The 12,703-nt window shown below is 65.7% G+C and carries 9 protein-coding genes; 3 read left to right on the top strand and 6 right to left on the bottom strand.

The window, feature by feature from the left end; all coding sequences use genetic code 11:
• Nucleotides 1-6: 6 nt before the first annotated feature.
• On the bottom strand, nucleotides 7-234 hold the full coding sequence (locus QX121_RS26580) for a hypothetical protein (protein ID WP_315813444.1): 228 nt from the start codon (nucleotides 232-234) through the stop codon (nucleotides 7-9).
• A 295-nt stretch (nucleotides 235-529) separates the two neighbouring features.
• Between QX121_RS26580 and QX121_RS26575 the strand changes: the two genes are divergently transcribed.
• On the top strand, nucleotides 530-1,096 hold the full coding sequence (locus QX121_RS26575) for a Panacea domain-containing protein (protein WP_315813443.1): 567 nt from the start codon (nucleotides 530-532) through the stop codon (nucleotides 1,094-1,096).
• Between the two features lie 514 nt (nucleotides 1,097-1,610).
• Here QX121_RS26575 and QX121_RS26570 read toward each other — a convergent pair.
• Entirely contained in the window at nucleotides 1,611-3,152 is a 1,542-nt protein-coding gene (locus QX121_RS26570) for a YifB family Mg chelatase-like AAA ATPase (RefSeq protein ID WP_315813442.1), read from the bottom strand.
• 229 nt (nucleotides 3,153-3,381) lie between these two features.
• Between QX121_RS26570 and QX121_RS26565 the strand changes: the two genes are divergently transcribed.
• Nucleotides 3,382-4,452: a DUF2336 domain-containing protein gene (locus tag QX121_RS26565; RefSeq protein ID WP_315813441.1), complete on the top strand. Its 1,071-nt coding sequence runs from the start codon at nucleotides 3,382-3,384 to the stop codon at nucleotides 4,450-4,452.
• Nucleotides 4,453-4,471: 19 nt separating this feature from the next.
• On the opposite strand, the gene QX121_RS26560 is transcribed toward QX121_RS26565, so the two are convergent.
• The 4 genes from QX121_RS26560 to QX121_RS26545 all read right to left on the bottom strand — a co-directional run bounded on the left by QX121_RS26560 (nucleotide 4,472) and on the right by QX121_RS26545 (nucleotide 9,966).
• A complete protein-coding gene (locus QX121_RS26560) occupies nucleotides 4,472-5,305 on the bottom strand; it encodes an outer membrane lipoprotein carrier protein LolA (protein ID WP_409999129.1) in 834 nt (277 codons plus the stop codon).
• 123 nt (nucleotides 5,306-5,428) lie between these two features.
• Nucleotides 5,429-7,903 (bottom strand): DNA translocase FtsK, encoded by a 2,475-nt coding sequence (locus QX121_RS26555; protein ID WP_315813440.1) that lies wholly within the window; start codon nucleotides 7,901-7,903, stop codon nucleotides 5,429-5,431.
• Between the two features lie 11 nt (nucleotides 7,904-7,914).
• Nucleotides 7,915-9,129, bottom strand: a complete 1,215-nt coding sequence (locus QX121_RS26550) for an aminotransferase class I/II-fold pyridoxal phosphate-dependent enzyme (RefSeq protein WP_315813439.1) — start codon at nucleotides 9,127-9,129, stop codon at nucleotides 7,915-7,917.
• A 648-nt stretch (nucleotides 9,130-9,777) separates the two neighbouring features.
• Entirely contained in the window at nucleotides 9,778-9,966 is a 189-nt protein-coding gene (locus tag QX121_RS26545) for a hypothetical protein (RefSeq protein ID WP_315716967.1), read from the bottom strand.
• Between QX121_RS26545 and bamA the strand changes: the two genes are divergently transcribed.
• Nucleotides 9,917-12,418 (top strand): outer membrane protein assembly factor BamA, encoded by a 2,502-nt coding sequence (gene bamA, locus QX121_RS26540; protein ID WP_315813438.1) that lies wholly within the window; start codon nucleotides 9,917-9,919, stop codon nucleotides 12,416-12,418. The genes QX121_RS26545 and bamA overlap by 50 nt on opposite strands.
• The last annotated feature ends 285 nt before the right edge of the window (nucleotides 12,419-12,703 follow it).

The raw sequence follows: 12,703 nt of genomic DNA, 5'->3' as shown, positions 1-12,703 counted from the left end.
CGGGCGTTAGCCCGGCTCACAGAACCGGATCGGTCGGTGATGAGGCGTGGTTGCGCGCGCGGGATCGTCGGTGAAGTCGACATGGAGATCGGCGTGAAAGGGCGCGGAGCCGAGCGAGACGCCGTCGGCACCGACGGCAATGCAGGGCTGCGGGGAGGGCGCCAGTTCGAGTCTGGCGATGACCGCCGCCGCGATCAGCGGCACGGCCGAAACGAGGACCTTGAAACGCAACATGATACGCACCGACGCGGAAGGCCTGATGACGGAACGCGGACCCTATGGTTGTCGGAGCGTAAAGAGAAGTCGTTACCAGAGTGTTGAGGGGGCGTCCGGAGGCCCCTGAACGAGTAGACGAAACGGTACGCTCGGATGCCACTGCCGCCGTAGCAAAATCGCAACAGTAACGAGAAATTGACAAAAATACTATTGACGGAGAATCGGCCTATATCCGTTGACACTGAAAAACTATAGTTTACATAGAGACTATGTTCTTGTTTCGTTCTTTTCCTCTTGCAGAGGGGCTCTTCCTATGACCTTTAATGCAAGAAAGGCCTCACAGGTCATCGCATTCTTTATTGCAAGAAATGGCCAGAACGCCCTCAACATTTTGAAGGCGATCAAGCTGGTCTATCTGTCTGATAGACAAAGCCTAAAAGCATTCGGATTCCCGATACTGGATGAGCCGCGAGTTTCGATGCCGCATGGGCCCGTAAACTCCACCACGTATAGCCACGCAAATGGTGAATATGATCTGGAGGCCTGTGGCTGGTCCGAACTCTTGGAAGACCGCGCCAATCATCTTATCGGAGCCAAGAAGCAAATTGATATTGGCGAGCTTGATGAGCTGAGCGATGCAGATATCCAGTGCTTAGATGCGGTATGGAATGAGTTCGGGCAGATGGGTAAATGGCAGCTGGTCAACTATACCCATGACCGTAACAACATTCCCGAATGGGAGGACCCTAACGGGAGTTCGAAGCCGATTCCGGTAGAGCGCATACTAACTGCTCTTGGATTCAAGGACGCGGACGTACAAGCCTCACTGATTGAGGAAAACAGATATCTGGACAAGGTTTTTCAGTCACTTCGTGGATGAGCCATGGCGACGTACGTTGCCTGCAGGTGCCAGACGTTACTGTTACCATCCGGCACTTACAACGATCCCAACCGAAAGCACCTTTTCATAGTCTGCACGGACGCGTGCGAGGCTGGTAATCACATTATTGTCTCCGTAACTGAATGGCAGAATCATCTGTGCGACGGAACTACACGGCTTGGAGTTGGGGACCATCCGTTCATCACAAAGGATTCTTACATTTTCTATCGAAAGGCTCGAATCGAGAGTGGAGCGGCACTTGCCGCCGGGGTGGCTGCTGGCCTGTTCGTACCACGTGACCCAGCCTCGGAAGCTTTGGTCGCAAAGATTCTAGAAGGAATCTGCGCTTCCCTCCAGACGCCACGAAAGGTCAAAAACTACGCTGGTTGTTGACTCCGGCACAATCGCTCACAATTCGGGATATCCTGTAGTGGCGCTTCGGTTGCCATTGAGTTTCCTCTGACTATCGATGCGACAGGGTAAGCTTGATCGCGTCTTGAGCTCAGCGGTAAATCTACGCGGCCGCATGGCGACTGTCCTCGGCCAGCGCGCGATACGACAGCGCCTCGGCCAGATGCAGCCGGCCGATGGTCTCGGCATGATCGAGATCGGCGAGCGTCCGCGCCACGCGCAGCACGCGGTGATAGCCGCGGGCGGACAGCCGCATCGTCTCGGCGGCCTCGCGCAGCAGCTTCTGGCTGGGCGCATCGAGCCTGGCGATCTCGTCGAGCACGGCGGCCGGCGCCTCGGCGTTGGTCCGGATGTGCGGCAGGCCGGCTTTGGCATAGCGGGCGCGCTGCAGGTCGCGCGCGGCCGCGACGCGGGCCGCGACCTCGGTCGAGCCTTCCTTGGACGGCGGCAGGATCAGGTCGGCGGCGGTGACCGCGGGCACCTCGATGCGCAGGTCGATGCGGTCCATCAACGGGCCGGAGATGCGCATCTGATAGTCGGCGGTGCAGCGGTCGATGCGGCCGCGCTTGCAGGCGTAGCCGGGCTCGAAGGCGTTGCCGCAGCGGCACGGATTCATCGCGGCGACCAGCATGAAGCGGGCAGGGTAGGTGACGCGGTGGTTGGCGCGCGAGATCGAGACCTCGCCATTCTCCAGCGGCTGGCGCAGCGAATCCAGCACGCGCGGATCGAACTCCGGCAGCTCGTCGAGGAACAGCACGCCCTGATGCGCCAGCGAGATCTCGCCGGGGCGGGCGCGCAGGCCGCCGCCGGTCAGCGCCGCCATGCTGGCGGAATGATGCGGGCTGCGGAACGGCCGGCGCGACGTCAGCGCGCCGCCCTCGATCTCGCCGGCGACCGAGGCGATCATCGAGACTTCCAGCAGCTCCGCCGGCGACAGCGGCGGCAGGATCGAGGGCAGCCGCGCCGCCAGCATCGACTTGCCGGCGCCGGGCGAGCCGATCATCAGCAGATGATGCCCGCCGGCAGCGGCGATCTCGAGCGCGCGCTTGCCGCTCTCCTGGCCCTTGATGTCGCGCAGGTCGAGCAGGCTTGCGGGTGCCTCCTGGATCTTCGGCTGCGGCCGCGACAGCACCTGCGTGCCCTTGAAATGGTTGGCGATCTGGATCAGCGAGCTCGCCGCGATGATCTGCAAGTCCGGGCTCGCCCATGCCGCCTCGGCGCCGCAGGCGGCCGGGCAGATCAATCCTTCCTCGCGCGCATTGGCGCCGATGGCCGCCGGCAGCACGCCGGCGACTGGCGCGATCGAGCCGTCGAGGCCGAGCTCGCCCAGCACGGTGAAGCCGCCGAGCGCATCCGGCGGAATGGCGCCGATCGCGGCCATCAGCCCCAGCGCGATCGGCAGATCGTAATGGCTGCCTTCCTTGGGCACGTCGGCCGGCGCGAGGTTCACGGTGATGCGCCGCGCCGGCAGCGCCAGGCCGGAGGCGATCAGCGCCGAGCGCACCCGCTCGCGCGCTTCCGACACCGCCTTGTCCGGCAGGCCGACGATCGCGAAGGCCGGCAGACCGGGCGCGACTTGGACCTGCACGTCGACCGCGCGGGCCTCGATCCCCTCGAAGGCGACGGTGGAAACGCGCTGGACCATGATGCCCCTCCCAGCGACCAAGCTAGCGGAAGCAGGGATTGTTCGCAAGAACAATACGGGAACACTGTCGTTGCCGCGCCCCGCTGCAAACCATTAACGACAGCCGCGCGGGTTGCAGCTCCGTCCGCCGGGCTTAACGCCCCTTTAGTCCGGCCTTCGCATTCTTCCTCAATTGATGATCGACCCGCGCCTCTGTCACGGCCGAGAGGCGCCCAACGAGGGACGTGCGATGCCTCCAGCGCCTGCGGCAGCTCCGACCGCCAAGACGCCCGCCGGTGATGCGCGGACGGTGTCCGAGCTCGCCACCGACTTGCTGCGCCGGACCACCAGCCTGTTCCTGGCCGGTCCGCGGCCGGCGCCCGCCGAGCAGCTCGATCTCTACGACCAGATGTTCGCCCGGCTGATGCCGCAGGTCGCGACCGAGCTGCTGGCCGAGCTGAGCATGGCGCTCGCCGGCGTCGAGCGCGCGCCTTACGCCACCGCGCGGCTGCTCGCCGTTCACCCCGAATTGCGCGTCGCCGGACCGATGCTGGCCAAGGCGGCGGTGCTGACCGAGCGCGACCTCGCCGAGTTCATCCGCACCGGCAGCCCGGCGCATCTCGTCGCGCTCGCCAGCCGACGCGGCATCGGCGACAATCTCACGACGCAGCTGATCGCGCGCGGCTTTCCGGCGGTGCGCATGGCGCTGGCACAGAACCTCTCCGCCCGGCTGTCCGAGGATGGCTATCGCAGCCTGTTCAAGATCGCCGAGCGCGACGAGGATCTCGCCGAGAAGCTCGCGCTGCGCACCGATCTGCCGGCCAAGCTGTCGCGGGCCTTCGTCGCCGCGGCGAGCGAGGGCGCCCGCGCCCGCTTCATCAAGGCCGCACCGCCGGCGACCCGCGCCACCCTGCAGGCGACGCCGACCCGCTCGCCCGGCGCGGCAATGCGCGCGATCTGGGACTATCAGCAGGTCAAGGCCGAGGTTGCCGCCCTCAGCCGCACCGGAAAGCTCGGCGACTCCGCCGTCAACCGCTTCTGCGCCACCGGCGATTTCCCTGCCGTGATCGCAGCGCTGGCGCTGCTCTGCGTCGTCACCATCGAGACGATCGAAGCGCTGCTGGAGGAGGACCGTCTCACGGATCTGCTGCTGGCCTGCAAGGCGGCGCGGTTGAGCTGGGCGACGACGTCGATGATCCTGCGCGGCCGGCCCGGCTGCGACGCGCTTCCGGCCGATGACCTCGAGGAGGCGCGCAAGCGCTTCGAGAAGCTTGCATTGTCCGAAGCGCAATGGAAGGTGCGCGGGCTCGAATCGCGCTGAGCGAGCGCGAGAGGCGGCGTCAGCCCGGCGGCGTGCTCGGATAGGCCGTGAAGTCGATCTTGAACATCGCCGGATCGAGCTTCTTGGTCGTATCGAGATTGTAGACGGCAATCGTGGTGTCGTAGCCCTGCGGATCGGTCACGGTCCACTGCTTGAGCTGGCCGTCCTTGACGCCGAGCATCAGCATCAGCCGGCTGGTGCCGATCAGCGCCTGCTTCTCCTCGATCGTGATCGTGACGTAGAGGTCGTCGGCCGCGACCGCGATCACGTTGGTGTCCTTGAGCAGGTCGATGCGGTCCGACAGCAGATAGCGCAGCGGCGTCTGCGACAGCGGATAGACGTCCTGGGTCGCGAGCTTGCGGTCGCGCACGACCAGCGAGGAGCCGTCGGCGATGATGTCGATCGGCGTCGGCGGCTCGTATTCGAAGCGGACCTTGCCCGGCTTCTGGATGTAGAAATCGCCCTTGGTCTTGCTGCCGTCCGGGCCGACCTGGACGAAGTTCCCGACCAGCGTCTGCAGCGACGACAGATAGGCGCTGACCTTGGCCGCCTGCGCCTTCTGGTTGGCGTCGAACGAGGTGAAGATGCTGGCCGGCACGTTGCGCCGGGGATCGGGAATGATCGGGTTGGGCGGGGCGGTCTGGGTGGTCGAGGGGCTCTGGCCCGAGCGCTGCTGGTCGGAGGCGCTGAGCTGGGAGCCGCTCTTCGGGCCTGATTTCGGAGCCGGCGTGCCCTGCGCGGCGGCGTGACCGGACGCACCGGCGACAGAGCATGTCGTCACGGCGCAGGCGACCAGCCAGGCGCAGATCCGGCGCCCGCGCGAAGCTGCGTGATACGAAAACGTGCTGTTCAACAAGGAGCTTTTCAAAACGACGTCCTGAGTTTTACGCGTTCTATCCCGGATCGGGCGGGCAGCGTGATCGTAATCGCGTGAAGATCGGGCACCGAAACGGCGTTTCTGCGGCCATCGGGGCCGTCAGAATCCGCCTTCCTCCTCGGGCACCAGGATCTCGCGCTTGCCGGCGTGGTTGGCCTGGCCGACGATGCCTTCCTGTTCCATCCGCTCCATCAGCGAAGCGGCCTTGTTATAGCCGATCTGCAGCCGGCGTTGAATGTAGCTGGTCGAGGCCTTGCGGTCGCGCTTGACCACGGCGACCGCCTGGGAGAACAGGTCGTCGCCACCGCCGCCGCCCATGCCGGTGGCATCGAACACGGCACCATCCTCCTCGCTCGGCTCCTCAGCGGTGACCGCCTCGAGATATTCCGGCGAGCCCTGTGTCTTCAGGTGCTTGACGACCTTCTCGACCTCCTCGTCGGAGCAGAACGGGCCGTGCACGCGGCTGATGCGGCCGCCGCCGGCCATGTAGAGCATGTCGCCCTGGCCGAGCAGCTGCTCGGCGCCCATCTCGCCGAGAATGGTGCGGCTGTCGATCTTGGAGGTGACCTGGAAGGAGATGCGGGTCGGGAAGTTCGCCTTGATGGTGCCGGTGATGACGTCGACCGACGGGCGCTGCGTCGCCAGGATGACGTGCAGGCCGGCGGCGCGCGCCATCTGGGCGAGGCGCTGCACCGTGCCCTCGATGTCCTTGCCGGCGACCATCATCAGGTCGGCCATCTCGTCGACGATGATGACGATGTAGGGCAGGGGATCGAGGTCGAGCTTCTCCTCCTCGTAGATCGCCTTGCCGGTCTCCTTGTCGAAGCCGGTATGGACGGTGCGGGTCAGCTCCTCGCCCTTGGCGCGCGCTTCGCCGAGACGGGCATTGTAGCCGTCGATGTTGCGCACGCCGAGCTTGGCCATCTTCTTGTAGCGCTCCTCCATCTCGCGCACGGCCCATTTCAACGCGACGACGGCCTTCTTCGGATCGGTCACGACCGGCGTGAGGAGATGCGGAATGCCGTCATAGACCGACAATTCGAGCATCTTCGGATCGACCATGATCAGCCGGCACTGGTCCGGCCGCAGCCGGTAGACCAGGCTCAGGATCATGGTGTTGATGGCGACCGACTTGCCCGAACCGGTGGTGCCGGCGATCAGCATGTGCGGGGTGCGGGCGAGATCGATGATGATGGATTCGCCGCCGATGTTCTTGCCGAGGCACAGCGGCAGCTTGGCGACGCTCTCGGTGGCCTCCTTGGCGACGAGCAACTCGCGCAGGTACACCTTCTCGCGATGCGCGTTGGGCAGCTCGATGCCGATGGCATTGCGGCCGGGCACGACGGCGACGCGCGCCGACAGCGCGCTCATCGAGCGGGCGATGTCGTCGGCGAGACCGATGACGCGCGACGATTTGATGCCCGGCGCCGGCTCCAGCTCGTACAGCGTGACGACCGGGCCGGGATGCGCCTTGACGATCTCGCCGCGCACGCCGAAGTCCTGCAGCACGCCTTCCAGCGCGCGCGAATTGGCCTCCAGCTCGCTCTTCGACAGCGGCTGGCGGTCGGAGGATTTCGGCGCCGCCAGCATCGAGACCGAGGGCAGGTCGTATTTGTCGTTGGACTTGCGCGCCGGCGTCTTGGCCGCGGGCTTCTTGCGGGCGCGGGGAGCGGGCTCCTCCTCCTCTTCTTCGTCCTCGCCTTCGTCGGCCTCGTCCTCGTCGCCGCCGTGCTCGTCCATCTCGGGCGCGAGCGTCGGCTTGCCCTGGCCGCGGCCCAGGCTCGGCTCCTGCCGGCTTGCGGCGGCGGCGCGCGGCTGCGGGCCTGATGACACCAGTGCGCGGTAGGCCGTGCTCAGGAACCAGACGACCTGCGCCTTGGCGCTCATGATGGCGTGGAACACCCAGCCGAGCCGGATCGCCTTGCGGTCGTCGTCGTCCTCGGGGTCGGCCAGCGGCGTGTCGTCGTCCTCATCCGCGAGCAGGCTCGGATCGGCTTCCTTCGCGCCCATGCCGCCGGCCACCAGCAGGCAGCCGATCATCGCAACCAGAAGAAGGGCGCCGAGCACCAGCCGATAGATCACACCGGGCGGCCCGAACACTACGGCCGGTGCGCGCACCAGGGCGTCGCCGACCACGCCGCCGAGACCGGTCGGCAGCGGCCAGGCGTGCGAGCGCGGCCAGCAGCTGGCAAGTCCGGCGGCGATGACGGCGCCGAGCACCCAGGCGCCGAAGCGCAGCGCCTCGCGATCGAACGGCCGATGCGTCATCATGCGCCAGCCGCGGATCGCGATCGGCAGGATGACCATGATGGCGCCGAGGCCGAAGATCTGCATCAGGAGATCGGCGCCGATCGCGCCGGGATAGCCGACGATGTTGCGGATCGCGCGCGAGGTGGCGTGGCTCAGGCTCGGGTCCTGCACCGACCAGGTCATCAGCGCCGCCGCGGCGATGCCGGACAGGCCGATCAGCGCGAGGCCCGCGAGCTCGCGCAGCCGCCGCACCAGCGCGTCGCGCAGCGACGTCGGCAGGTGGTTGACCAGGGGAATGACTCGTTCGATCGCCGGCATCTGCATCAGCCCCGCGACTATCCCAGGACCTCGACCAGCCGGTGCAACGCCTCACCGGTGGAGTCGGCATCGGCCACCAGCGCCAGCCGGATATAGCCGACGCCTGGATTGAAGCCGTCGGCTTGCGGCCGCGCCAGGTAGCTGCCGGGCACAACCCGCACGCCGGCGTCGCGATACAGCCGCAGCGTCACCTCCTCGTCGCCGCCGCGATCGGCGACGTCGAGCCAGACGCAAAAGCCGCCATCGGGCCGCCTGTAGCCATAACGGTTGCCGATGATCTGGTCGGCGAGGTCGAACTTGGCGCGGTACAGCCGCCGGTTGTCCTCGACATGTGCCTCGTCGCCATAGGCGGCCACCGCGACGTGCTGCAGCGGCACCGGCACTTGCGGCGCCGCGACGTTGCGCAGCTCGTGGAAGGCGGCGAGGAATTTGCCGTCGCCGGCGGCGAAGCCGATGCGCATGCCCGGCACGTTGGAGCGCTTCGACAGCGATTGGAACGCGACGACGTTGGTGTAGTCGGGCCCGGCATGCTCGAGCATGCTGCCGGGCGCCTGTCGCGTGTAGATCTCCGAATAGCACTCGTCGCTGAAGATCAGAAAGCCCCAGCGGTCGGCGAGCCGGACCAGCTTGCGCATGTAGTCCGGGCTGGCCACCGAGCCCTGCGGATTGGCGGGCGTGGCGAGATAGAACGCGACAGTGCGCGAAAGCGTCGTCTCGTCGATCGCATCGAGATCGGGCAGGAAGCCGTTGTCGCGCGTGGTCGGCAGATAGATGGAGTCGCAGCCGGCGGTGCGGGCGCCGACGCCATACACCGGATAGAACGGGTTCGGCATCAGGATCGCGGGCCGTCCGCGGCGCGGGCCGACATGGCGGAGCGCGGCATGGGCGGCGAAGAACAGGCCCTCGCGGCTGCCGTTCAGGACGAGAACCTCGTGCTCGGGATCGATCGCGCGCGGCAGTGCGAATCGCCGCGCCAGCCAGCCGGCGGCCGCCTTGCGGAACGGCTCGATGCCCTTGGCGGCCGGGTAGCGGCCGAACTCGGCGATGTGCTGGGCCAATACAGGCCCGACGAAGTCCGGCACCGGATGCTGCGGCTCGCCAACGGCGAGCGTGATCATCGGCTTGCCCGGCTTGTAGGGGGCGAGCAGCTCGTTCAGCCGCGCAAACGGCGAGCGTTCGCTCTCCGAATGGCTGGCGCCAGCGGGCGCGGGGGATGAAGCGGTCATTGCCATACGTAAAACGCGCGCCAAACCAGTGGAAGCCGCCGATCGCCCATGAACCGGTGCCTTTGTGGTCACCATAGGTGGGGCGAGGTTAAGACGCGATTAACCATCGGCGCTGCCGCCCGTTTTGATCGGTTTTTCCGGCCCGATCCAGAGGCAATTTCGCAACAGCGGCGGACATTATGGTGATTCGGGTGGGGCGGCGGGAACCGTAGGAGGGCAAGGCGACCGCCGAGCAGCGCATTCGCGGTCAGACCGTGGGCATGGCGCTGCCGCGACCTCGGATGGAGCCGCGGCACCGCCGCGCTTCTGCCCATCCTACGGGCCATCGGCTCGCGCGCGAGGGAAAACGGGCGGCCCGGTGCGCCGGAATATCAATGGGAATCTACGCGCACCGGGCCTTGGCCGAACTACTTGGGGGCTTAGTTCGGATGACGATCAATTAGCACCCTCGGTTTTCCCTCGTATTGCCAACTTCCGAAGATTTGTAGAATTTGATTTCGGAAGCCACCGAATGCGGCGCGGCCGGGCCGATTGCTTAACGGAGATGTCCGTCTCGGCCGTGGCTTTCCGGTCGCAGCGCGGGCGACGCACTTATTAGCTGCTCATGCCCTCTGCCGCTCGGTTGGCCCGAGAATCTTGTCTGACCGGAAACACTCAGTCACATCCAGCATCATCAGACATTTCACGAAACGAGATCGGCGCATCGCGACCATCTTTGACGGGCATCAGCGATTCCGGTGGCGTGCCGACGAACGTCTGCGCGCCGAGGACTCTGACTTTCGAAAGAGCGTCGATGATGCGTCTGAGACTGCCGGGCGTGCTTGCCCTGATGCTGCTGGCCATGCCCGTTTCCTCGCTGCCCCGCATGGCCGCGGCGGCACCCGCCGTCGCCAGCGCGATCACCGTCGAGGGTAACAGGCGCGTCGAATCCGACACCATCCGCTCCTATTTCAAGCCGGGTCCCACCGGCACGCTCGATGCCGGCCAGGTCGACGACGGCCTCAAGGCCCTGGTCCAGACCGGCCTGTTCGCCGACGTGAAGATCGACCGGCAGGGCGGCCGGCTGATCGTGCGCGTGGTCGAGAATCCCGTGATCGGCCGCGTCGCCTTCGAGGGCAACAAGAAGGTCAAGGACGAACAGCTCACGGCGGAAGTGCAGTCGAAGCCGCGTGGCACGCTGTCCCGTCCGATGGTGCAGTCGGACGCGCAGCGCATCGCCGAGATCTATCGCCGCTCCGGCCGCTACGACGTGCGCGTCACGCCGGAGATCATCGAGCAGCCCAACAACCGCGTCGACCTCGTCTTCACCATCGAAGAGGGCGTCAAGACGGGCGTGAAGTCGATCAGCTTCGTCGGCAACAACACCTATTCCGCCGCGCGCCTGCGCGACGTCATCAAGACGCACGCAACGAACTGGCTCAGCTTCCTCGGCAACAACGACGTCTACGACCCCGATCGCGTCGAGGCCGACCGCGACCTCATCCGCCGCTTCTATCTGAAGAACGGCTATGCCGACGTTCAGGTCGTCGCGGCGCTCAGCGAATATGACCCGGACCAGAAGGGCTTCCTGGTCACGTTCCAGATCGAGGAGGGCCAGCAATACCGCGTCAGCTCGGTGCAGTTCCAGTCGAGCGTCGCGGCGCTCGACGCCAACACGCTGCGCGGCTATTCGCGCGTCAATGTCGGCGCGCTCTACAACGTCGAGCAGCTCGAGAAGTCGGTCGAGGAGATGCAGATCGAGGCCTCGCGTCGCGGCTTTGCCTTCGCCGTCGTGCGTCCGCGCGGCGACCGCAATCTGGAAGCCCACACGGTGGCGATCGTGTTCCAGGTCGACGAGGGTCCGCGCACCTATATCGAGCGCATCACCATCCGCGGCAACACCCGCACCCGCGACTACGTGATCCGGCGCGAGTTCGATCTGTCCGAGGGCGACGCCTACAACCGCGCGCTGGTCGACCGCGCCGAGCGCCGGCTGAAGAATCTGGACTTCTTCAAGGAGGTGAAGATCACGGCGGAGCCGGGGTCGTCGAGCGACCGCGTCATCCTCGTGGTCAATCTGGAGGAGAAGTCGACCGGCGACCTCTCCGTTTCCGGCGGCTATTCGACCACCGATGGCGCGCTGGGTGAGGTCTCGATTTCGGAGCGCAACTTCCTCGGCCGCGGTCTGTACGCCAAGGCGTCCGTGAGCTACGGCCAATACAGCAGAGGCATCTCGCTGTCCTTCGTCGAGCCCTATCTGCTCGACAACCGGATCGCGCTCGGCCTGGATGTCTACTACAAGCAGCAGCTGGCGAACAGCTATACGAGCTATGGCGTGACGACGATCGGCTTCAGCCCGCGGCTCGGCTTCCAGTTGCGCGAAGACCTCTCGCTCCAGCTGCGATACTCGCTCTATCGCCAGGAGATATCGCTGCCGTCCTACTATAAGAACTGCAACAACAATACCGCCAACAGCCTGCTCGCCTTCAACCCGACCCCGGCGTACATCAAGAGCGTGCTCGGCGGCGTCGATCCGACCAATTCGACCAGCTCGGGCTATTATGGCTGGGGCTGCTACGGCGATGGTGAGTCGAGCCTGCCGGTCCGCAAGGAGCTGAGCGACGGCGCCGCGCTGACCTCCGCGCTCGGCTACACGCTCAGCTACAACACGCTCGACAACAACAAGAACCCGACGGATGGTCTGCTGATCGACTGGAAGCAGGATTTCGCCGGCGTCGGCGGCAACGTCAGCTACCTCAAGTCGGCGGTCGATGCGAAGTATTACTCGCCGCTGGTGGCCGACATCGTCGGCATCATCCATCTGCAGGGCGGCATGCTGAACAAGATCGGCGACAAGGATCTGCGGATGCTCGACCACTTCCAGATGGGACCGAGCCTGGTGCGCGGCTTCGCCTCGAACGGAATCGGGGCGCGCGACATCACTTATGCGAGCCTCGGCGCGACCGGCGACGCGCTCGGGGGCACCAAATATTGGGGCGCCTCGGCGGAGCTGCAGATGCCGTTCTGGTTCCTGCCGAAGGAAGTGGGCTTGAAGGGCGCCGTCTATGCCGATGCCGGTTCGCTGTGGGGCTATCAGGGCCCGACCTCCTGGGCGGCGACCGGCGAGGTCAACACCGCGACCTGCAAATGCGGCCTGCTGTACGATGACAGCAAGGTGGTGCGCTCCTCCGTCGGCGTCGGCCTGATCTGGGCCTCGCCCTTCGGCCCGCTCCGCTTCGACTACGCGGTGCCGCTATCCAAGGGCAAATACGACACCGTCCAGGAGTTCAGATTCGGCGGCGGCACGTCGTTCTGAGTGCGGATGAAGCAGGCTTGATTGATCTGCGAGCGTTGGAATCTCGCCTTGACGCCAGCGGCGGTGCGCTCCCCTCCCCCTTGCGGGGAGGGGTCGGGGGTGGGGGTCCACGAATCATGCTCGACATGAGAGTCAAAGCCCATGCCCTGATATCGGCGATAGCGCCGCTTGCTGTTCGCCCGGCGTTCACGCCACTGAAGTCAGCGCCCTGACCGACCGGGTTGATCCCTGACATTTTGGACCGGGCTGATCCCTGACACTATTCGATCACTGCTGTGTTGTCTC

It is taken from the genome of Bradyrhizobium sp. SZCCHNR2028 (assembly GCF_032380995.1).
Lineage (GTDB): Bacteria > Pseudomonadota > Alphaproteobacteria > Rhizobiales > Xanthobacteraceae > Bradyrhizobium.
The sequence above is the reverse complement of the archived record's forward strand: the minus strand, read 5'-3'. Positions and strand labels throughout refer to the sequence as shown.